General features: G+C 69.9%; 16 protein-coding genes. 8 read left to right on the forward strand and 8 right to left on the reverse strand.

The features are described from left to right. Complete coding sequence (locus ACEZDG_RS04190) at positions 1 to 1527, reverse strand: bifunctional 3-(3-hydroxy-phenyl)propionate/3-hydroxycinnamic acid hydroxylase (RefSeq protein WP_380502384.1); 1527 nt, start codon at positions 1525 to 1527, stop codon at positions 1 to 3. Positions 1528 to 1649: 122 nt separating this feature from the next. Between ACEZDG_RS04190 and ACEZDG_RS04195 the strand changes: the two genes are divergently transcribed. Both ACEZDG_RS04195 and ACEZDG_RS04200 read left to right on the forward strand, forming a co-directional pair. Next, on the forward strand, positions 1650 to 2609 hold the full coding sequence (locus tag ACEZDG_RS04195; RefSeq protein WP_380502386.1) for an amidohydrolase family protein: 960 nt from the start codon (positions 1650 to 1652) through the stop codon (positions 2607 to 2609). A gap of 82 nt (positions 2610 to 2691) precedes the next feature. Continuing rightward, the gene (locus tag ACEZDG_RS04200) at positions 2692 to 4146 is read left to right on the forward strand and encodes an aldehyde dehydrogenase family protein (RefSeq protein ID WP_380502388.1); all 1455 of its coding nucleotides are present in this window, start codon (positions 2692 to 2694) and stop codon (positions 4144 to 4146) included. A 33-nt stretch (positions 4147 to 4179) separates the two neighbouring features. Here the strand turns inward: ACEZDG_RS04200 and ACEZDG_RS04205 are convergent, their stop codons facing one another. Genes ACEZDG_RS04205 through ACEZDG_RS04215 form a run of 3 tightly spaced genes read right to left on the reverse strand, consistent with a single transcriptional unit; the run spans position 4180 to position 7656 of the window. Continuing rightward, entirely contained in the window at positions 4180 to 5175 is a 996-nt protein-coding gene (locus ACEZDG_RS04205; protein WP_380502390.1) for an amidohydrolase family protein, read from the reverse strand. Further along, the gene (locus ACEZDG_RS04210) at positions 5172 to 6755 is read right to left on the reverse strand and encodes an FAD-dependent monooxygenase (RefSeq protein ID WP_380502393.1); all 1584 of its coding nucleotides are present in this window, start codon (positions 6753 to 6755) and stop codon (positions 5172 to 5174) included. Before ACEZDG_RS04210 ends, ACEZDG_RS04205 begins: the two co-directional genes overlap by 4 nt. Beyond that, positions 6748 to 7656 carry an alpha/beta hydrolase gene (locus ACEZDG_RS04215; protein WP_380502397.1) on the reverse strand — a complete coding sequence of 303 codons (909 nt, stop codon included), beginning with the start codon at positions 7654 to 7656 and terminating at the stop codon, positions 6748 to 6750. Before ACEZDG_RS04215 ends, ACEZDG_RS04210 begins: the two co-directional genes overlap by 8 nt. A gap of 393 nt (positions 7657 to 8049) precedes the next feature. Between ACEZDG_RS04215 and ACEZDG_RS04220 the strand changes: the two genes are divergently transcribed. After that, positions 8050 to 9255 (forward strand): amidohydrolase family protein, encoded by a 1206-nt coding sequence (locus ACEZDG_RS04220; protein ID WP_380502400.1) that lies wholly within the window; start codon positions 8050 to 8052, stop codon positions 9253 to 9255. A 94-nt stretch (positions 9256 to 9349) separates the two neighbouring features. On the opposite strand, the gene ACEZDG_RS04225 is transcribed toward ACEZDG_RS04220, so the two are convergent. The 3 genes from ACEZDG_RS04225 to ACEZDG_RS04235 form a co-directional block, all read right to left on the reverse strand. Next, positions 9350 to 9919 (reverse strand): VOC family protein, encoded by a 570-nt coding sequence (locus tag ACEZDG_RS04225; RefSeq protein WP_380502403.1) that lies wholly within the window; start codon positions 9917 to 9919, stop codon positions 9350 to 9352. Between the two features lie 77 nt (positions 9920 to 9996). Further along, positions 9997 to 10842: a fumarylacetoacetate hydrolase family protein gene (locus tag ACEZDG_RS04230; RefSeq protein ID WP_380502406.1), complete on the reverse strand. Its 846-nt coding sequence runs from the start codon at positions 10840 to 10842 to the stop codon at positions 9997 to 9999. 295 nt (positions 10843 to 11137) lie between these two features. Continuing rightward, on the reverse strand, positions 11138 to 11830 hold the full coding sequence (locus tag ACEZDG_RS04235) for a GntR family transcriptional regulator (protein ID WP_380502409.1): 693 nt from the start codon (positions 11828 to 11830) through the stop codon (positions 11138 to 11140). 201 nt (positions 11831 to 12031) lie between these two features. Here ACEZDG_RS04235 and ACEZDG_RS04240 point away from each other — a divergent pair, with 201 nt between their 5' ends. From ACEZDG_RS04240 to ACEZDG_RS04250, 3 genes are read left to right on the forward strand one after another with little or no spacing between them, the layout of a single operon-like run. Further along, positions 12032 to 14401, forward strand: coding sequence for a transketolase-like TK C-terminal-containing protein (locus ACEZDG_RS04240; RefSeq protein WP_380503819.1), 2370 nt, complete (start codon positions 12032 to 12034; stop codon positions 14399 to 14401). A 45-nt stretch (positions 14402 to 14446) separates the two neighbouring features. Continuing rightward, entirely contained in the window at positions 14447 to 15061 is a 615-nt protein-coding gene (locus ACEZDG_RS04245) for an NIPSNAP family protein (protein WP_380502411.1), read from the forward strand. Between the two features lie 27 nt (positions 15062 to 15088). Continuing rightward, a complete protein-coding gene (locus tag ACEZDG_RS04250) occupies positions 15089 to 15589 on the forward strand; it encodes an FAD-dependent oxidoreductase (RefSeq protein ID WP_380502414.1) in 501 nt (166 codons plus the stop codon). Positions 15590 to 15723: 134 nt separating this feature from the next. Here the strand turns inward: ACEZDG_RS04250 and ACEZDG_RS04255 are convergent, their stop codons facing one another. Further along, positions 15724 to 18477 (reverse strand): ricin-type beta-trefoil lectin domain protein, encoded by a 2754-nt coding sequence (locus tag ACEZDG_RS04255; protein WP_380502417.1) that lies wholly within the window; start codon positions 18475 to 18477, stop codon positions 15724 to 15726. Positions 18478 to 19107: 630 nt separating this feature from the next. On the opposite strand from ACEZDG_RS04255, the gene ACEZDG_RS04260 reads away from it, so the two are divergent. Continuing rightward, the gene (locus tag ACEZDG_RS04260) at positions 19108 to 20247 is read left to right on the forward strand and encodes a ricin-type beta-trefoil lectin domain protein (protein ID WP_380502419.1); all 1140 of its coding nucleotides are present in this window, start codon (positions 19108 to 19110) and stop codon (positions 20245 to 20247) included. 449 nt (positions 20248 to 20696) lie between these two features. Next, entirely contained in the window at positions 20697 to 20858 is a 162-nt protein-coding gene (locus ACEZDG_RS04265) for a hypothetical protein (protein WP_380502422.1), read from the forward strand. Positions 20859 to 21033: the final 175 nt, after the last annotated feature.

Consider the following 21033-nt stretch of genomic DNA (forward strand, 5'->3'; position numbering starts at 1 on the left):
CTATACGGCGGCAGCCGGGAGGGCGAGGGCGGCGAGCAGGTCCTGGGCCAGAGAGTTGGGGTGGAGGTCTCCTCCGGCCGCGCCGTAGACGTAGAAGTCGGGTCGCACGGCGACCGCCGACCAGCCGTTCTGGGCGAACCAGCGCCGGTAGGTGCCGTCCACGTCGGCCAGCGGGCCGTCCGCCGAGATGGCAGCAACCCGCACGCCGGCGCGCTCCAACTCCTCGGCGAGGGAGCCGAGGTCCGCGACGGCCCCGGGAGTCGCCAGGAACGCGAACCCGTCGCCGAACACCTGGTCGAAGCGGCCCCGGGCGGTTCCGTCGTCCACGACCCCCTGCCAGGAGAGCGAGCCCTTACCCGGCAGCGACCCCTCAGCCAGCAGGCCGCAGGTCAGTGCGGGGAAGCGGATCTTCTCCCGCTGCTCGCCCGAACTGCGCTGGACCAGCAGCCTTCGGTCACGCTCGGCCGCGGCGATCGGGTCCCTGGTGGTCTGCAGCCGGCCCAGTTCGATGCCCTTCTCGGTGACGGCGCGCACGTGCGGCTCGCGTTCGGCCTGGTAGGTGTCGAGCAGTCCGGCGTCTGCGGTCCGCAGCAGCACCCGGTCGAGCTTGAAGGCCAGGTTCTGGGCGTCGCGGATGCCCGAGCACATGCCCTGACCCAGGAAGGGGGGCATCTGGTGCGCGGCGTCCCCGGCCAGCAGGACCCGGCCGCTGCGCCAACGGTGCGCGATCAGCGAGCGGAAGGTGTAGGTGGCGACCCGGATCAACTCGGCTTCGCCCGGGGTGACGTAGTCCGCGACCCGCTCCCAGACCTTCTCGGGGGTGCTCTCGACCCCGAAGTCGCCGACCGAGTCCAGCATGAAGCTGAAGCGGTGGTGGTCCGGGCCCAGCGAGATGATCGACGTCGGCTGCAGCGGGTCGCCGACCTGGCGCGCGGCGGGGGCCAAGGAGGGTCCGCGCAGGCGGAAGTCACACACCATCCACGGCTCGGAGAAGCCGTAGTCGTCAAGTCCGACGCCAAGGGCGGCGCGGGTGAAGCTGTTGCCGCCGTCGCACGCCACCGCGTAGCGCGCGGTCGCACTCCCACCGCCCTCGACGGTGACCACGACGGCTTCCTCGTCCTGGTCGATGCCGACGACCGGCGAGTCCAGTCGGACCTCCACGTTCGGCAGGGTGCGACAGAGCCGGTCCAGGGCGTCCTCCAGATCGGGCTGGTACATCATGTACCACTCCGCCCAACCGCTGGCGCCCTGCTCCTCGAAGTGCTGTTCCATCAGCAGGGCCCCCGAGGCGCCGGTCCACTCGTAGGTCTGCTGGACCCGGACCTTGGGCAGCAGTTCCTCGGCTATGCCGAGGCGGGCGAAGGTCCGCATCGTCTCGTCGTCGAAGCTGGCCGCCCTGGGCAGGTTGTAGAGCCCGGAGTAGCGCTCCAGCACCGTCACCCGGTGGCCTGCCCGCCCCAGCAGCGCGGCCGTGACCATGCCCACCGGCCCGTAGCCGATCACCACGACATCCGTCGTCGTAGACATGTCGCTTTACCTCCTCTGTCGTCACCGTTGACATCCGGGACGCTAAGTTCCATCATCCGTGAAGTCAATGCACAATAGTGAAACCGCGGATGTGAGCGCAGAACGCAGAGGAGCCGAGACACATGCGCACGATCGGCCTTGAGGAGCACTTCGTCACTGCCGGCATGGCCGCCTACGGCGCCGGATCGGCCTCGATCGCCCAGCCCGAACGCTGGGCCGCGGCCTCCCGGCTGCTGCTCGACCTCACCGAGGAGCGACTGCCCGCCATGGACGCCGCCGGTCTCGACGTCCAGGTGCTGTCGCTGAACTCGCCGGGCATCCAGGCCGAGAAGGACCCGGCAGTCGCCGTCCGCCAGGCTGCCGCCGTCAACGACCTGCTCGCCGCGACCATCGCCGAGAACCCCGACCGCTTCTCCGGCTTCGCCGCCCTGCCGCTGCAGGACCCGCAGGCTGCGGCCAAGGAGCTGGAGCGCGCGGTGACCCAGCTCGGCCTCAAGGGTGCGCTGGTCAACGCCCACACCCAGGGCCGCTACCTGGACGACCCCACCCTGCGCGGGGTGTGGGAGCAGGCCGCCGGACTCGACGTCCCGCTCTACCTGCACCCGGCCAACGGCGCCGACACCGCACACGTGCTCAACGGGCACCCGGAGATGGTCGGCCCGATGTGGAGCTGGGGCACCGACACCGCCTCCCACGTGCTCCGGCTGGTCTTCGGCGGAGTCTTCGACGACTTCCCGGACGCCAAGCTGCTGCTCGGACACATGGGCGAAGGGCTGCCCTACGTCATGTGGCGGCTGGACTCGCGCTGGGGCTTCCACAACCACCACGGCGTCGAGCTGGCCCGGGGCAACCCCTCGGAGTACCTGCGGCACAACCTCTACATCACCACCAGCGGCGTCTGTGACGCACCGCCGCTGCTCTGCGCCCTGCTCGCACTGGGCGCGGACAAGATCCTCTTCGGGACCGACTACCCGTTCGAGGAGATGGGTACCGCCACGGAGTTCCTGCGGACCGCCCCGGTCAGCGAAGCCGACCGCCACAAGATCGCCGGCGGCAACGCCGAAGCACTGCTGCGACTCTGACCGCAGTACCCGCACCGCCCTGACCACCGCCGACCCTCAGCGACCCGGATCAGGCCGGGCCACCAGAACGGAGAGCGAACGCATGGCACACCGACTTGAGCAAGCACGGCACTGGATCAACGGCGAGTGGGCCGATGTCCAGAGCCCCGGCTCGCCCAGCATCAACCCGGCCACCGGCGAGACCATCGGCAGCTTCACCGACGGCGACCGGGCGGCGGCCCAGTCCGCCATCGACGCCGCCGTCCACGCCTTCGAGACCAGCGGCTGGCGCGACGACGCCATGCTGCGCGCCACCGCACTGCACCACCTGGCCGACGCCTACGAGGCACGCACCGGCGAGCTGGTCGACACCCTGTGTCTGGAGAACGGCAAGCTGCGCGGCGAAGCCGGCTACGAGGTGCACTTCATCCCGCGCGCCCTGCGCTTCGCCGCCGGACTGGCCCTGCAGAGCTTCGGCCGGGTGACCACCGCCAACCCCGGTCAGCAGACCATGTCCATCCGCCAGCCGATCGGCGTGGCCGGCATCATCACCCCCTGGAACTCCCCCGCCTACCTCTCGATCCGCTCGGTGGCCCCTGCCCTGGCGGCAGGGTGCAGCGTGGTCCTCAAGATGCCGGCCCAGGCCGCGCACACCGCCCGGGTGATGTCCGAGATCCTGGCCTCCGTCGCGGAGTTGCCGCGCGGGCTGGTCAACATCTTCATCGAGTCCGGCAGCGAGGGCGCCGCCCTTCTGGTCAGCTCACCGCAGGTGCCGACCATCAGCTACACCGGCAGCACCGCCGTCGGACGGGTGATCCTCGGCAACGCCGCACCACTGCTCAAGCGGGTGGGCCTGGAACTCGGCGGCAAGACCCCGCACCTCGTCTTCGCCGACGCCGACCTGGACGTCGCACTGGAGACCGTCATCGCCTCCTGCACCGTATTCGCCGGACAGTTCTGCATGACCGGCAGCAGGATCCTGCTGCAGGACGAGATCGCCGACACCTTCCTCGACCGGCTGTCCCAGCGGCTCAGCCAGGTCAAGCCCGGACCGGCCGCCGACTCCGAGAGCCAGATCGGCCCGCTGATCGACAAGGCGGCCGTTGCCCGGGTGGACGCGCTGGTGGAGGACGCCATCGCGGCCGGCGCCAAGCCGCTGGTGCGCGGCGGCCCGGCCACCGACCCGGCCCTGGCCGGCGGCGCCTTCTACCACCCCACCCTGCTGGAGGTCACCGACACCTCGCTGCCCATCGTCCAGCAGGAGGTCTTCGGTCCGGTGCAGGTGGCCGAGCGCTTCAGCACCGAGGACGAGGCCGTCGCCCTTGCCAACGCCACTGAGTACGGCCTGAGCGCCTGTGTCTGGAGCCGCGACGCCGACCGGTCGGTGCGGGTGGCCCGCCGTCTGGACGCCGGACTGATCTCCGTCAACAGCTGGGCCAACCTCGCCGTCGAGACCGAGGAGGGCGGCTGGAAGAGCAGCGGCCTGGGCCGGCTGGGCGGGGTCGCCAGCCTCGACGACTTCACCGAGTACAAGCAGATCACCCAGACCTACGGCTGAGCCCCGCGGTTCCGCCGCTCCCCCGGCCCGCGGTCACAGCCGCAGCAGGCGCTCGGCGTTCTCATGGGCGATCTTGCGCTTGGACTCCTCAGGGAGGTCGGCTCCCTCGATGAAGGGCAGGGCGCCCTGGTTGCCGATGAAGGGGTAGTCCACCGCGAAGACGATGCGCTCCAGGGGGAGCGTCTCCAGGCAGAACCGCAGTTGGGCCTGGCTGAACATGCCGCTGGGGGCGACGTGGACGTTCTCCCGGAAGTACTCGTGGAAGGAGCGGTCCAGCTTGGTGGCCTGCTGCGGGAGGGCCTCGTTGACGCGGTCCAGGTAGAAGGGGATCATCTCGCCCCAATGGCCCAGAATGACCTGCAGGTCGGGGTAGCGGTCGAAGACGCCGGAGTGGACCAGGTGCAGGAAGTGCACGGCTGTCTCCTGGTGCCAGCCCCAGGCACTGGTCTGCAGCCGGGTGGCGACGACGGATGGCAAGCCACCGGCGTAGTTGCTGTCGGTGACCTCGCGCGGCGGCACGCCGGGGTGCAGGAAGACCGGGACGTCGAGGGCCGCGGCCCTGGCCAGGATCGGGTCGAAGCGCGGCGCGTCGAGGAAATCCCCCTCTGTGCGGCCCAGGATCATGGTGCCGACGAAACCCAACTCGCCTACGCAGCGGTCTAGTTCGGCCACTGCGGCCTCGGGTGCGGTGGTCGGCAGCGCGGCGAACGCGGCGAACCGGTCGGGGTGGGCCCTGACCGCCGCGGCGGACCTGTCGTTGGCGGCGCGGATGAGGTCGGGGGCCACCTCCGCCGGAACCTGCTGGGCGCCCAGGCAGGACAGCACCTGCATGGTGATGCCGCCTGCGTCCATGGCGGCGAGCCGGCCCTCGGCAAGGTCCGTCAGTTCTTCGAAGGACGGGCAGTAGGTCAGGCCGGCGGCCGGAGCGTAGGCGAGGCCGAAGCCGGGGCTCAGCGCGTGGGCGGCGGGGCCGGCGGCCTTGCTGACGGCCGGATCGGCGAAGTGCTCCTCAAGGGCGATGATCTTCACGTGGTCGCACCCTGCGTTGCCACCGGGCATTCGCCGCGCAGCAGGTCGATCAGCCGGGCCGGCTCAGGAGCCAGGTCGTCCGCCCAGGCCACGTACTGGTCGGGGCGGACCAGGACGAGGTCGGCGCCGTAGCGGTCCCTGAGGTGGTGGCCGCTGAGGTTCACGGTGCTTAGCGGGACGCCCCGGCTGTGTGCGGCCTGCCCGATGCGGACCGCCTCGGAGGCTGCCAGGTCGGCCAGGACCAGCAAGGTGAAGCCGGAACCGAGGTCGTCGTAGAGGGACTGGCCGTCCAGCCATGCGTGCGGGAGCCGGGAGCCCGCCAGGGCGCTCGGATTGTGGGCGATGACCGGGGATTCCTCGATGCGGATGTCGAGCACCAGGTCCAGCGAGTGGAACTCGGCGCGCTTGGTGGCCTGGATGCGTTCCCCTGCGGTGAGCCGGGCCCGCTCCCCGTCCTCGTCGGCCGCGTCGAGGTTGTCGGCGAGCAGTTCGGCCGAGGTGACGGCCATGTTGGCGGTCGCCTCCCTGATCACCCGCTCCTGGATCGGGCGGCGTTCGCCGGCGTAGCTGTCGAGCAGGGCGGGACCGCCCCAGCCGTCGAGGACGGCCGCCAGTTTCCAGCCAAGGTCGACGGCGTCGCCGAGGCCGGTGTTGAGTCCGTGTCCGCCCAGCGGCGGGTTGAGGTGGGCAGCGTCGCCGGCGAGGAAGACCCGGCGGTCGCGCATCCGGTCGGCGATCTGCATCCGCGCCGTCCACGGGTCGGTCGACAGGATCACCGCCCCGGTGGTCGTGCCGGTGGCGGCGTCGATGAGCTGTCCGGCGTCCCGCGCCCCGGTCTCGGCGTCGGCCCCGAAGGCGATCATCCACCAGGTGCCTTCCCGGTCGAGGGGGCCGAGCAGCGCGGGGGCATCGGGGTTGATCACCCAGTAGTGCACCGCGGGACCGTGCGGCACCAACTCCGAGAGCCCCGGCGCCTGGAACACCATGCCGAAGTTGGGGCGCAGTGCGTGCTCCCCGTCGTACGCCGCCCCGATCAGGGGCCGGACGGCGCTGCGCGGTCCGTCGCAGCCGATCAGGTACTCGGCGGTGACCCTGGTGGAGGTGCCGTGGGTGTCGGTTGCCGTCACCGTCACCCCTGCGGCGTCCTGCTGGAGGTCGGTAACCGCGAGGCCGGTGCGCAGCTCGCAGGACGGCAGGTCGCCGACGGAGTCGCGCAGCAGCTCCTCCAGGACGTACTGGGGAGCCTGCTGACCGAGTTCGGGAAACCGGTCCCCCTCGGCGACCAGTCCGAGCACGCCGGAGAAGCGCGACAGTTCTCGGCCGGTCAATGAGGTGCAGAAAACGACGTCCTGTGACCAGTCGGTGGAGAGGGGAGCGCGCTTGCGCAGTTCGTCGGCGAGCCCCCAGCGGCGGAGGTGCTCCATCGATCGCGCGTTGACCGTCTTGCAGCGGGGCCGTGCATGGGACACGGTGACGCGCGGCTCGATCACCAGCACGTGGATGCCGCGCCGACCGAGTTCGACGGCTGCGGCGAGCCCGACCGGACCGCCGCCGGCGATGACGACCTGGTAGTCAGCCATCGCTGCCGTCCTCCGCGTCCTGTGCCGCGGCCTGCCGCGCCCAGTGGGCGCAATCCTCGGCGAAGGCCAGCTGCCGCAGGTGCAGCGCGCGGCCGAGGGTGTGGTGGTCGATGCTGTGCCCGGTTCCGCGGGCGATGCTCGCGTCGACGAACGGGGCCGCGGTGAGCAGCGCCGCGAAGCGCGCGACGTTCTCGGCGGTGCTGTCCCACAGGGCGTCGTATTCGCCGAGGGCGTTGTGGACCGGGATGTCCAGGAGTGGAGCGATTCCGGGAAGGGTGTCCTCGGGCCAGCGCGGGGCCTGGATCAACTCCCGCACCGGCACCGGCGCGTAGGAGTCGTGGGCTTGCTTCAGTCCCTCCGTGGTGAAGGTGCCCTCCGGGCCGAACATCACCTTGTCCCGCTCTTCGTAGGGGAGGTCCACGGTCGCATCGGCCGGCAGTGAAGCCAGCGCCTCGGCCGGGCCGCCACTGCGGATCACTGCGCCCATCCCGGTGACCGAGACACCGATGAGTCGGAACTCCGGACTGCCCGCCGCGATCAAGAGCACGATCATGCCGCCGATGGAGTGGCCGACCAGGAGCACCGGGCGGCCCCCGGCCGCCTGGGTGACGGCGGCGCTGAGCACCTGGGCGTGGTGCGCGAAAGTGTTCTCCCCCGGGTCGAAGGGCGTACTGCCGCCGTAGCCGGGCCGGTCGAAACTGACGACCTCGTAGCCGTTGGCCGCGGCGAGGTCCATGAAGGACTCGTGTCCGGAGCCGGCGACATCGAAGTAGCGGGAACCGTAGGTACCGCCGGGCAGCGCCGCGATGAGCGGACTACCCGCTCGGGCCACCCCCTTGCTGATGGCCGTGACGGTGAATCCGTCCACTTCATAGGTGACGGGGGTGGGTTGGTCTGCCATGACAGCCTCCTCTGGCGCGGATGGGCTCAAGGTAATCGCGATATGTGATAACAACAAGCCCTCGGACTGAACCCAGCGAGGCCCGATCAACGACTGCTTGGGGCCGGCTCGTACGGTTCCCCGAGCCACGTGGTGGAGCGGCCATGAACAGCACGGTTCTTGACCAGGCAGGCACCGGCTTCGGGTCCGCTCCTGGCAGACACGGCCCAACGGGCGCCCAGGGGTTGCCTCCTGACGAGTCCGGTCCGCACTCTTGTTGTTATCACATATCGCTGCTTAGGTATGGGCACTGAGTCGAGCCGCTGAGCCACTTCCTCGCGGCTCTCCACCGTCCCGACGCACCCCTCCCCACCGCGCGTCCGAGCCAGAAACGCCGAGAGAGGACACGAACTCATGTGCACCAATGAGTGGACCAGGCGCTCCTTCCTGCAGACCGCAGCCGGGACCGGGGTGGCGCTGTCCGGTGCCGCCGCACTGCTGCGGCCCGAGCCGGCCCGCGCCACCGAACGGACCGCTGCTGCCGGCACCCCCGAGCGGGTGGTGCTGACCAACGTCCGGGTGTTCGACGGACAGAAGCTCACGGCACCCCGCAGCGTGGTCATCGACTACGGCCTGATCGGCATCGCCGCGCTGGGGGCCAGGACGGTCGACTGCGGCGGCGCGACCCTGCTGCCCGGGCTGATCGACGCCCACATCCACCTGACCGACGTCACCACGCTGGAGCAACTGGCCGGCTACGGGGTCACCACCGCCATGGACATGGCCTGCTGGCCTCCCACGCTGGTGAACTCCCTGCGCAAGCAGGCCGGGCTGACGGACATTCAGAGTGCCGGCATCCCCGCCGTCGCACCGGGGAGCCTGCAGGCCCAGATCCCCGGCTTCCCACCGGCCGGCATCGTGACCGGTCCGAACCAGGCCACCAGCTTCGTGGCCGCCCGCGTCGCAGAGGGGTCCGACTACATCAAGGTGATCACCGGTACCCCGGGGGTCGACGGTCTGGACCAGCCCACACTGAACGCCGTCACCAAGGCGGCGCACGGCTTCGGCAAGCCGGTCATGGCCCACGCCACCACGGCCGCCGACGTCGCCATGTCGCTGCTCGCCGGAATCGACATGATCCATCATGTGCCCCTCGACACCGCCCTGACCAGCGCCGCAGCCGCCCAGTACGTCTCCGGGCACCGCATCTCGGTCCCCACCCTCACCATCATGGAGGGCTTCGCCAACCTCGGGATCCCCGGACTGAACTACGCCGCGGCCAGCGGCAGCGTCGCCGCCCTGCACCGGGCGGGCGTCCGGATCCTCGCCGGGACCGACTCCAACCACACGCCGGGCATCCCGGTGCAGCCGGCGTACGGCAGCAGCCTGCACCACGAGCTCGAACTTCTCGTCGACGCGGGGCTCTCCCCGCTAGAAGCCCTGCGCTCGGCCACCGCGCTCCCGGCGCAGTCCTTCGGGTACAAGGACCGCGGCGCCGTGCTCCCCGGCTACCGGGCCGACCTGGTCCTCGTCGACGGCGACCCCACCACCGACATCACGGCGACCCGGAACATCCAGCGCGTCTGGATCCGTGGCATCGAGTACCCGCCCGCAGCCTGAGTGGCACCTGTGGCCGCAGACGCGCGCTGAGTCCGCGGCCCCCTGCCGACACAGGGGGCCGAGGACTCAGCGGGGACCTGCCGCACCGAAGCCGTCAGCCGCCGAGCAGGACGCCCATGGGATCGGGCAGTTCGCTCCGCAGGGCCCAGGAACGGTCGGTGAGCTCCCGGACCGGGGCACCGCCACGGCGGGCGTCGAGCAGCGCCGCCGGGTCGAAGGCGGGACCCACGGAGTCGGCCCCGTATTCCGGGCCGTGCATGTACGCGGTAGCCTCCTCCGGCTTGTCGAAGTTGTCGATCTGCATCTCGACGAAGTTGCCGTCCGGGTCCTGGTAGTACATCGAGGTGGTGACCCCGTGGGCGATGCACACAGCGGGCTCCACTCCCTTGGCCAGCAGCAGTTCGTACCGCTCCAGCAGGTCGTCCAGGCTGCCGAAGGTGTAGGCGACGTGGTGCACGGAAGCGGTGGTGGGGGTCTTCCGTACCAGTTGCGCGGGCGGGGTGATCAGGGCCACCCGGTGGTGCTCGTCGTCGTAGGTGACGAAGCACAGGGCGTCGTCCTGGTAGACGGTGTGGCCTTCCAGGACCGCGCAGTACCAGTCCCGCATCTGAGTGGGCTGGCTGGTCTGGAAAACGACATGGGCGAACTTCGGCGTACTGGTCACGCGATCCTCCTTGATCGGAACCTGGGGCGTCAGTCGGGCGGGGCGGGGTGGAGTGCGTGGGGCTGCTCGGCACGGGTTCAGTCGGTGAAGCGCTGGCGCAGTTCGCCGATGCCCTCGATGCTGGTGACGAGCTCGTCGCCGGCGGCCAGCCACTTCTGCGGGCTGCGGCCAAGGCCCACGCCGGCCGGAGTGCCGGTGAACACGACGTCGCCGGGCAGCAGCGGCAGGACCGCGGACAGACGGGCGATCAGTTCGGGTACCGGGAAGATGAGTTCGCTGGTACGGCTCTTCTGCATCTGCTCGCCGTTGACGCTGCACTGGAGTTCCAGGTCGTCGGGGTCCTCGAACTCGTCAGGAGTGACCAGCCACGGGCCCATCGGCGCGAAGCCCGGGTAGGACTTGCCCAGGCTGAACTGCGGTGCGGGTCCGGCGAGCTGGATGATCCGCTCGGACAGGTCCTGACCCACGGTCAGTCCGGCGACATGGCTCCAGGCCGCGTCCTTGGAGACGCGGTGGGCCCGGGTGCCGATCACCAGGACCAGCTCGACCTCCCAGTCGGTGTGGCCACCGTGGGGCAGCTCGACCTCGCTGACCGGACCGGTGATGCTGCTGACGAACTTGGTGAACACCGGCGGCATCTCGTCCGGCAGCGCCAGCCCCGCTTCGGCGGCATGGTCACGGTAGTTGAGACCGGCCGCGACGACCTGACGCGGGCCTGGGGCCGGGGCACCCAGATCAGCAGCGGCGAAGGCGGTGCCCTCGGGCAGATCGGCGGCCTGGTCGACCCAGCCGCGGAACTCCGCCCAGTGGTCGTAGACCGCCTGCGGGTCAGCCGCGAAACGGCCTCCGCTGGCCTGCTCGACGTCCACCGCCAGCCCGTCCACGATCAGACTCAGGCGGCCGGAGAGATTGGCGATGCGCACGGGAAACTCCTGGAGCAGTGGGAACAGGACGGAAGCGGGCGCGGCCGGACACCGCGTGGTGGCCGTGCAGGCGGGTGGCCGAGCAACTTCTGGTGGTCGCCGCCCGCCACGGCGCGATTTCGCAAGTGATCCGGAACGCCACTCCCCACAGCCGGCACAGGTCGTGGGATCGCCGGAACATCATGAAGAGCGTACGACGGGATATGTGATAACAGCAAGGGAGGGAACACTGCCGCGTGTTTCGGTGCCGATGGGGGCGCCTCGGGCAGAAGCCGACGCCGGAAGGAGCGCCGAATCAGTCGGCGACGGCGTCGATGCCCCGCTGGGCAATGCGCTCGTTGGTGTCCAGGTGTTCGAGCAGGGCGTGCGCGGCGGCACCCGGATCGCGTCGGCGCACAGCCTCCAGCAGTACGCTGTGGGCCTGCTCGCGCCGGTGGGGCTCATCCGGGTCCGCGTCCAGGCCGCCGAAGCTCAGACGGATGTAGCGCTCGGCCGCGCGACCGAGCATCTCCAGGGTGCGCAGGTCCCACGGGGTCGCGGCGGGACGCAGCAGTTCCAAATGGAACTCGTGGTGGGCCTCGTAGATCTCATCCATGCCCAGTGCCGCGTCGGCGAAGACCGGCAGGTAGCCGGCCAGCCGGGTGTGGTCGGCGTCGGTCAGCAGCAGGCTGGCCCGGCCGATGAGTTCGGGTTCGATCTGGCGCCGCAGCCGGTAGACGGCTCGCAGGTCCGCATGGCTGAGGGGAGCGACTGTCGCGCTCTTGCCCCGGCTTGTGATCACCAGGCCCTGGCCCTCGAGGTGGTGCAGTGCCTCGCGGACCGGAATGAAGCTCACACCCAGTTGTTCGGCGATCTCACGCAGGGAGAACGGCTGCCCCGGGCGGAGGGACCCGCTGAGGATGGCCCGTCGGACCTCCTTGATCACGCTGTCGACCACCGAGACCGACTGCACCGGGCGGACGAAGGATGCCGTGGTCGGTTCTCCCATGGACGGCCTCCTCCACGACTCCGCCCGCTGGTGGGCGCTGTCCGGCTGCCACGATATCAGCGATAGCGACGGACAATCGAGTGCGCGGTCGGGCAGCGGTGCCAGGGCGCGGGTTTCCAACGAGCACTTGTGCGACGGGGTCCAGACTGGTGTTATCAAATCTAACACTACGAGGGAGGTAGCTCCAGGATGACCAGTCGCATCCCCACTGGCCAGCAGGCGTGCTTCGGCGGTGGAGCCCAGACGTTCCCCCACCCGCTGTCCGAAATCGAGCAGCGGGTGCTGTGGCTGTCGAGTGCGATCGTGCACCATGCCAACCGGGTGCGTCCGAACCCGTCAGGGCTCAAGGTCGGTGGCCATCAAGCCTCCAGCGCCTCCATGGTGTCAATCATGACATCGCTGTGGTTCCGGCACCTGCGGCCCCAGGACCGGGTCTCCGTCAAGCCGCATGCCTCCCCGGTACTGCACGGCATCAACTACCTGCTGGGTGAACTCGACGAGGAATGGCTGACGACCCTGCGCGCCTTCGGCGGGCTGCAGAGCTACCCGAGCCGCTCCAAGGACCCCGACCCGGTCGACTACTCCACCGGCTCTGTCGGAATCGGCGCCACCGCCACGATCTGGGGCGCCCTGGCGCGCCGCTACGCGGTGCCCTCAGCCGAGGACACCTTCCACGACCAAACCCATGAGCCGCGCGGACGGCAGTACGCGCTGGTGGGCGACGCCGAACTGGACGAGGGCGCGATCTGGGAGGCCGTGCTGGACCCCCAAGTCGCCGAACTGGGCGAACTCGTCTGGATCGTCGACCTGAACCGGCAGTCGCTGGACCGCGTGGTGCCCAACATCGCCGCAGGCCGCCTCCAGGGCATGTTCGCCGCAGCCGGCTGGCAGGTCATCACCCTCAAGTACGGGCGCACCCTGGAACAGCTTTTCACCCGCCCCGGCGGTACGGAGCTGCGCGCCCGCCTCGACACCATGCCCAACCCCGAGTACCAGCGCCTGCTCCGCTGCAGTGCCTCCGAACTGCGCCACCGGCTTCCCGGCACGACAACCGACGCGGTCGCGATCGCCGGACTGCTGGCCTCTCTCGACGACGACAGTCTGATCGAGGCCGTCCGCAACCTGGGGGGACACGACCTGACCGCCCTGGACGGGGCCTTCGCCGCCATCGACGACGGCCGCCCCACTGTGATCTTCGCCTACACGGTCAAGGGCCGAGGGCTGCCCACCGCGGGCCACCCGCAGAACCACTCCGCGCTGCTGACCGACCAGCAGATGCTCGCACTCGCCGAACAGGTCGGCGTCGACCCCGGACAGTCCTGGACCCGGTTCGCCCCGGACTCGGCCGCCGGCCGACTGTGCGCCGAACGCGGGACACAGCTGCGCCGCCGGAACCCGCCGCCGGCCGCCCCGCCCGCACTGCCGACCGACATCGGCCGCACGCCCATGGGGGTCGCCACCACCCAGGCGGCACTCGGCCGCACCCTGCTCGACCTCACCCGGGCCGCCCCCGAGGCCGCGGCCCGGGTGGTCACCGTCAGCCCCGACGTCAGTTCCTCGACCAACCTGGGCGGCTGGGTCAACAAGGTCGGCGTGTGGTCGGCGTCCGAGCGGACGAACTGGTTCGCCGACGACGCCGAGACCATCCTGCACTGGCACGAGAAGCCCGCAGGGCAGCACATCGAGTTGGGCATCGCCGAGACCAACCTGGTCGGCCTGCTGGGAGAGCTCGGCGCGACCTGGAGCCGCTGGGGCGAACCCCTGCTGCCGATCGGCGTACTCTACGACCCGTTCGTCGAACGCGCCCTGGAGCCCTGGTCCTTCGGGATCTACGCGGGGGGCCAGTCCATCCTGGTGGGCACCCCCTCCGGGGTCACCCTGGCCCCCGAGGGCGGCGCGCACCAGTCGATCACCACCCCCTCGATCGGCATCGAGCAGCCCGGCTGCACCACGTACGAGCCGGCCTTCGCCATCGACACCGAGTGGACGCTGCTGGCCGCCCTGGCCCGACTGGGCCGCCCCGGCGGAGAGTCCGCCTACCTGCGGCTGTCCACCCGCCCGGTCGACCAGTCACTCGCCCGCGTCCCCACCGATCCGGCCGCACGCGAACGCCGCCGCCGCCAGGTGGTCGCAGGCGCCTACACCCTGCGCCGCACCGCCTCCGCACCCACGGCTTCGGTCACGATCGCGGCCGTGGGCGCCATGCTGACCGAGGCCCTCGCTGCGGCCGACCGGCTGGAACAGACAGGCGTCCCCACCGACGTCGTCTGCGTCACCAGCCCCGACCTGCTCTTCCGAGCCCTGCAGGCGCGCAACGGCCAGGACGGCGCCGACGCGGCAGGCAGTTGGATCCTGGACGCGGTCCTTCCCGCATCCCGCGCCACCCCCCTGGTGACCGTGCTGGACGGCCACCCCCACACCCTGGCCTTCCTCGCCACCGTCAACCAGGTCCCGCACCGGGCCCTGGGCGTCACCGGCTTCGGCCAGTCCGGGACCCTCGACGACGTCTACCGCTACCACGGCATCGACGCCGACAGCATCATCCGGGCAGCCCTCGACCTCACCCGCTAGATCTGCCCCGCAACCGTCCACTCCACCGAGGAAGAGACACCCCCGATGCTCTACGAACTCGCCGCCCTGTCGCTCGAACCGTTCACCGTGCCCAAAGCCCTCGCGGAACTGGAGCACTACACCACCGGTCCGCAGGCGGCCGGTGAACTGCTCGGCTGCTGGGAGCCCGAGCACGGAGAGATCTTCGGACGCGTCATCCTCCTACGCTGCTTCAGCGACGCCCTGGAACACCACCAGGAACGCCGACGAGTCCTGACCGGGTCCAATCCCTACGGAGTCGGCGAGTACCTGCAGGGCTTCGAGGCGACCAGCCACACCCAATTCCCCTACCTGCCACCCATCACGCCGGGAAGCCACGGAGGCGTGTACGAGATCCGTACCTACCACCTCACCGTCGGCGGCCTCGGCGCGACCATGGCCGGCTGGCAGTCGTCGCTCCCCGCCCGCACAGCCCTCTCCCCGCTGACCACCGCCCTCTACGCCCTGGACGGTCATCCGCGGATCACCCACATCTGGCCCTACTCCAGCCTCGACCAGCGACTCGCCGTCCGCGCCCAGGCGAAGCAGCTCGGCATCTGGCCACCCGCTCATGGCCCGCAGTACGTCACCCGGGCAACCTCCACCATCGCCCTCCCCACCTCCTTCTCCCCACTCTCCTGACGGGTGTGTCCGGCGAGTGGTGGGAACTTGGCCGAAGCCCCTGATCCCAGGTGTCCGTCCAGCAGAATCGTCGTCATCGGCGGCGGCTACGCCGGCACTCTGGCCGCCAACCGGCTGCAGTCGAGCCCAGCGGTGGACGTCACCCTGCTCAATGCCCGCCCGTCGTTCGTCGACCGCGTCAGACTGCACCAGTTCGTGGTCGGCAGCGGCAGCGGCAGCGCCGAAGTGGACTTCACCACGCTGCTGGGCGCGAGGGTACGGCTGTTGGTCGACTCCGCCGAGCGGATCGACGCCGCTGCCCGCACTGTGGAGCTCGCCTCGGGGCGGTCACTGGACTACGACGATCTGGTCTACGCGGTGGGCAGTACCGCGGCAGCCCCGGCATCGGTTCCGGTCGCGGCCGAATTCGCCTTCCCCGTCGCCGAGTACGAATCCGCGAAGCGGCAGGCTAGACAAGATGTCGCGAGGGGTATCCACCTCCTCGACGCGGACGAGCCGATCCACTCGTCGGCGATACGGGGGCCATGAGAACGGGGTGCCGGCTCACCGCCGTATGGTCGTTCCGCCGACCCGGGGCTGCGGTGTGGTAGCTGCCTTCCGGGCCCGCCAGCGAGTGAACTCCGGCGGGCCCGGAAGGCAGCGGAGGAACGGGCGGTGGCGGCCTACATGCGGTGCCACTGCTGGTTGGCAGCACCTGTGCAGGGCCAGATGTCCAGAGCGGTGTTGTCGGCGGTGCCGTGGGCCACCGCATCGAGGCACTTGCCGGAGCCGACGTTGATCACGCTGCCGTCAGCGCGGACCCGCCACTGCTGGTTGGCGCCGCCGTTGCAGTCATAGATCTCGACCGGGCTGCCGTCCGCGGTGGCATTGCCGGTGACCTCCAGGCACTTGTTGTCGTAGACGGTCAGCAGGTTGTTCGCGGTTGAGGTCCAGGTCTGGTTCCCGGCTCCATTGCAGTCCCACAGGGCCGGCTGGGCGCCGTTGGCCTGGCTGCCGCCGGGGACGTCCACGCAGCGCCCCGACTCCTGGCCCTTCAGCGGTCCGGCCTGGGCCCCGCGCATCCACACCTGGTTGGCGCCGCCGTTGCAGGTCCAGATCTCCAGCAGCGTGCTCGGTGTCGCGCCGGCGGCGTCCAGGCACTTGCCCGTCGCCGGGTTGACCACCGTGCCGTCGCTGTTCACCGTCCACTGCTGGGCGGGGGTGTTGTTGCAGTCATAGATCTGCACGGCGGTGCCGTCGGCCGTGCCGGCGGCGCGCACGTCCAGGCACTTGGCGCCGCCGTAGACGGTGAGCTGTCCGGTGGGCGTCAGGGTCCAGGACTGGTTGGTCTGGCCGTTGCAGTCCCACAGGGCGACCTGGGTGCTGTTGTCCTGGGTGGCGCCCGGCACGTCCGTGCACAGGCCCGACCCGGAGCCCTTGAGGATGCCGGTGCGGTTGCCCGGCGGGTTCGCGGTGACCGACAGGTTGTCGAACTGGTCGGTCTGGTAGCCCACGACGCCGATGCCGACCTGGCCTGCGGGGTAGGTGCTGTCGTTGACGGCTCCCAGCGTGCTGCCGTCCGCAGTGGCGGTGATGCGGTCTCCGGAGAAGCCCAGGGCCAGGGTGTGCCACGTGTTCGTGCCCAGCGCTGTGCGATTGCCCGAGGCCAGCGTGGTCAGCGCGCCGGCCGTGGAACTGCGGACGATCGACCAGGCGCCGGCGTCGCTGACTCGAAGTTCGTAGGCGGCCTGATGGCTCTGCGGGCGGTTCTGCGGACCGGCGCGTCCCAGCAGCTCGACGGTGCCGGCCTGCCGCAGGTTCACGTCGGACTGGACCGTGTAGTCGCTCCAGGTGGTGTCGCCCATCAGGGAGAAGGCGTCCGAGTCGTCCTGCCATTCGATGGGCTTGACCGGTGCCATCTGCTGCAGGCACTGCCCGGAACGCCCCACGCACGGCTGGGCCTCGAAAGCGCCCTGCATGTCGGAGAAGTACGCCGCCTCGGCGCCGCTGGCCACGTTGTCGAAGGTGTCGCTGTACGGCAGTGCGAGCGCGTGGGCGGCAGGACCGGCCGCGGTGCCCTTGCCCTGGCCGGTGGTGGTGGTCACCGTGTAGATGTAGCCGGGCTGGAGAGTCAGCGAGTAGGAGCCGCCCGAGGGGGTGACGTCCTGGGTGTGGACGAAGTCGGTGGCGGCGCTGGGGGAGTTCACCCGGGTCGCCCACACGTGCGCGGTGCCGGTGGACAAGCCGCCCTGGACGTGCAGGTTCACCGTCTGTGCGGCGGTGGCGGTCGTGGTCTCCAGCACTGTGGAGTAGTCACTGCCGTTGGGTGACTTCAGGCTCACGTAGGCGCCGTTGGACTCCGAGCCGCCCAGGTACCCGGAGGCGGAGTCGATGAACTTCCAGCCGGGCTGGGCGAACTGGGTGACCTGCGCGGTGGCCCAGGTGTTCTCTCCCACGCTGTACTGGCCCGACCACGGTGAGGGCGCGGTGATCAGCCCCACGGTGGCGTACGGCAGGTTGGGGTAGATCGACGCGACCAGTGGCCAGTTGAGGTAGGCGGTCAGTTTCGCGTCGGTGTAGCCGCGAACGATCGATCGGATCAGCGCGGGCGCGCCGGTGTTCATGTCCTGCGATCCGTTCTCCGAGGCCCACAGCGGCTTACCGTTGTTCTGGGCGGTGGCGGTGCTGGAGCAGCTGGTCGCCGGACCACCGTCGCCCTGGCAGGGGTAGTGCGCGCCGATGACCGACACCGCGTTGTTGAACGCCGAGTTGCTGGCCATGTCGTCGGCCGTGCCCCAGCCGCTGTCGTCGGCCACGATCTGCACGCCGGAGTAGCCGGCGCTGTTCAGCGCGGAGCGCAGCTGGATGTACCAGTTGACGTCGTGGCCGCGTTCGTTCCAGCCGCCGAGGTACTTGATGTTCAGGCCGTGCTGCTTGGCGCAGCCGAGCCAGGAGACGAGGTAGTTGATCGTGTCTGTGGACCAGAAGCCGCCGTTGATCCAGCCCGGCGCGGCCCAGGCCAGACCGTAAAGGCCGATGTTCGGATTGCGCTTGACCGCCTGCTCACCGAGCCAGAACTCGTAGCCCGCATTGCAGTTGACGACTCCGCGGCTGTGCTCGATGGAGGGCTCGGAGCCGTCGGTGGAGTTCGCGTCGCCGCCGATCTCCAGCTTCAGCAGCTGCAGGTTCGCCCCGTACCCGGGCTTGAAGAGGTAATCCAGGATCTGTGACTGCTGCGCGGCCGGATAGTCCCGCAGGAGACGCGAGTTACCCCCGCCGCCGCTGATCGCACCGATCCCGTCGAACGTCCGGCCGCCCTGCGAGCCGTCCACCGTGATGGACGACGTCGCCGCCTGCGCCGGGGCGCTACTGACCGCCAGGAGAGCAGCGAGCAGCGCAAGCACCCACAGCGGGGCCAGCCACCTGAATCTGGTCATCGTTGAACACCTTCCAGTCGGGGACTGGCACAGTGTGTGGTCGTGTTGAGTTGGGGGTCAATATAGCTGCAAATAATGACAGAATCGAACTACCTGCATGGCGGTGGCCCCGTTGCATCGAGAGGGCAGTGGGTCGGCGCGGGCACCCCACCCGCACCCGCCGCACCAACCGCCTTTCCTGCCGATCAGCCAGCGCCGCATAGGGGCGCAGACCACCGCCTGTAGGCGCTTGTCAGCAGCAGGACCAGCATCGTGAACCCGAGCCGAGCCGGGGCTCCATGCCCTGTGCTCCCATCCGACCTCGGTCCTCAGGACCATGCACGTTCCTACATATTCGATCTCTCAACTGCTGCTTCTCGTCGAATCCTGTGCGCTATTTTTGTCTATCGTGTTGACATGCCGCACCCGTCTGGCCTTTGCTGGCGGGGCTTCAGCAGCATCGGCCGCGGCACCGCCGATGCGAACTGCGCCACATGGCCGACCGTCCGTCGGCGCGATCGAGACAACGTTGTCCATCCCAGGTACGACGCGGTGACGACGACGCTCGCTCCGGGACGGCAACCCGGTCTCCGTCCACAAGCGGGCACAGCCGTTCGTACTCCACCCCTCCCCCACCCGTGAGGAATACCGATGAAGAGCAACGTGGTGAACAGGTACGCGACACCCTTGGTCGCCGTAGCCATGGCAGCAGCCGGACTCGGCGCTGCTGTGCCGGCTACTGCGGCCCCCGCTGCGTTAGGCCCTGCGGCCGTGCAGCCCGCGTCACTGCGGCTGATGCCGCTGGGCGACTCGATCACCTGGGGCGTCGGCAGCCCGTCCGGCAACAGCTACCGCGGCTTCCTGTGGAACGAACTGGCCGCCGAGGGCCATACGTTGGACTTCGTGGGATCCGGGCGCAACGGCCCGATGTCCGACCCGGACAACGAGGGCCATTCCGGCTGGCGGATCGACCAGATCGCCGGCATCGCCGACTCCGTGCTGGCGACCTACCGGCCCAACGTCGTCACGCTGGAGATCGGCACCAACGACCTCAACGGCAACTACCAGCCCACCACGGCCACGGACCGCCTGTCGGCGCTGATCGACCAGATCACCCGCGACGCCCCTGATGCGACCGTCCTGGTGGGCACCCTGATCGTGTCCACCTCCAGCACCGAGGAGCAGTACCGGGCCGACTTCAACGCCAAGCTCCCCAGCATCGTCGCGGCAAAGCAGGCGGCCGGCCAGCACGTGCGCCTGGTGGACATGAGCGCGCTGAACGCCTCGGACCTGTCCGACGCCCTGCACCCCAACGACGGCGGCTTCAGCAAGATGGCCGACGCCTTCAATACCGGCGTCCAGAGCGCCGACGCGGCCGGATGGATCAAGGCCCCCTCGGCTCTGGCGGCACCGGTGCAGTCCGGCATCTCCGGCAAGTGCCTGGACGTGAACACCGGCAGCAGTGCCAACGGCACCAAGGTGCAGATCTGGGACTGCAACAACACCCCGGCTCAAGCATGGACCGCCCACAGTGACGGCACCCTGCGCGCGCTGGGCAAGTGCCTGGACGCCACCGGCGGCGGCACGGCCAACGGCACCCCGGTCGAGCTCTGGGACTGCAATGGCGGCGGCAACCAGGTCTGGCAGCCCTACAACGGCGGATACCGCAACCCGGTCTCCGGCCGCTGCCTCGACGACCCGGCCTCCTCCACCACCAACGGCACCCAACTGGCTCTGTGGGACTGCAACGGCGGCGCCAACCAGCGGTGGACCGCAGCACCGCTTTCCTGACCCGGCCCCGACCCGGCCCCCCGGGGCCCTGCGCCGTCCCGGGAGGGTCGGCCGAAGGCGGCATGCGCGCCCGGCGGCGCGCAGCGCCGCCTCTTGAGACCGAGTCAGTTGCCTCCACCTGCCATCGCACCCCGGACGCTGTGGAATGAACACGCGCATGCGCCGTACAGCCGTCCTCGCCCCCGCCGTCCTCGTCCTCACCCTGGGCGCCTGCTCAGCCCCTTCCACGACGAACGCAAACACCCGCACATCGCCCACTGCCACTGCCATCAGTACGGGCACCAAGGTCACCCCACAGCCTCACAACCCCCATACGGGAGTCCGCTAAACCACTGCGCGACGCGGACACCGCCGACGCGGGACACCCCCTCGCCGACCAGGCCACGTACGATTCCGCGCTCGCCGCGGTGGGCCGTGTCTGCACCGAATCCACCCCGGCCATCGCCCGCATGATCCCAGTCGCCCTGACCGAACTGCGCAAGGACCACGTGACTGGCCAGACCAACCTCAGCATCATGCGAGGCATAGCCAAGCTCGCACCGCCTGGAGAGAAGGACGAATGCGCCTCCATGGCCGCGCTCTACATGATGCATTTGGAAACCGACTTCTGAACCCACCACAACGAAGGCCCCTCCCGCTCGTCACGGGGCTGACCGCGGACTCCCTTTCGGTCTACGCAGGGGAAGCACTGTCAGCCGGCGATCGCGGGCCCTGCGCATGTGGTGGATGAAGCTTCCCCGTGAACCGGGACACCTGGCGACTGGGACGTGAGGTCCCAAGGGTCGC

It is taken from the genome of Streptacidiphilus alkalitolerans, assembly GCF_042511045.1.
GTDB lineage: Bacteria > Actinomycetota > Actinomycetes > Streptomycetales > Streptomycetaceae > Streptacidiphilus > Streptacidiphilus alkalitolerans.

Bases quoted from the DNA above. Each gene is read 5' to 3' on its own strand.
- ACEZDG_RS04265 (WP_380502422.1), top strand. From the start codon at position 20,697: ATGATCCCAGTCGCCCTGACCGAACTGCGCAAGGACCACGTGACTGGC.
- ACEZDG_RS04235 (WP_380502409.1), bottom strand. From the start codon at position 11,830: ATGGGAGAACCGACCACGGCATCCTTCGTCCGCCCGGTGCAGTCGGTC.
- ACEZDG_RS04195 (WP_380502386.1), top strand. From the start codon at position 1,650: ATGCGCACGATCGGCCTTGAGGAGCACTTCGTCACTGCCGGCATGGCC.
- ACEZDG_RS04255 (WP_380502417.1), bottom strand. From the start codon at position 18,477: ATGACCAGATTCAGGTGGCTGGCCCCGCTGTGGGTGCTTGCGCTGCTC.
- ACEZDG_RS04260 (WP_380502419.1), top strand. From the start codon at position 19,108: ATGAAGAGCAACGTGGTGAACAGGTACGCGACACCCTTGGTCGCCGTA.
- ACEZDG_RS04200 (WP_380502388.1), top strand. From the start codon at position 2,692: ATGGCACACCGACTTGAGCAAGCACGGCACTGGATCAACGGCGAGTGG.
- ACEZDG_RS04220 (WP_380502400.1), top strand. From the start codon at position 8,050: ATGTGCACCAATGAGTGGACCAGGCGCTCCTTCCTGCAGACCGCAGCC.
- ACEZDG_RS04215 (WP_380502397.1), bottom strand. From the start codon at position 7,656: ATGGCAGACCAACCCACCCCCGTCACCTATGAAGTGGACGGATTCACC.
- ACEZDG_RS04190 (WP_380502384.1), bottom strand. From the start codon at position 1,527: ATGTCTACGACGACGGATGTCGTGGTGATCGGCTACGGGCCGGTGGGC.
- ACEZDG_RS04210 (WP_380502393.1), bottom strand. From the start codon at position 6,755: ATGGCTGACTACCAGGTCGTCATCGCCGGCGGCGGTCCGGTCGGGCTC.
- ACEZDG_RS04245 (WP_380502411.1), top strand. From the start codon at position 14,447: ATGCTCTACGAACTCGCCGCCCTGTCGCTCGAACCGTTCACCGTGCCC.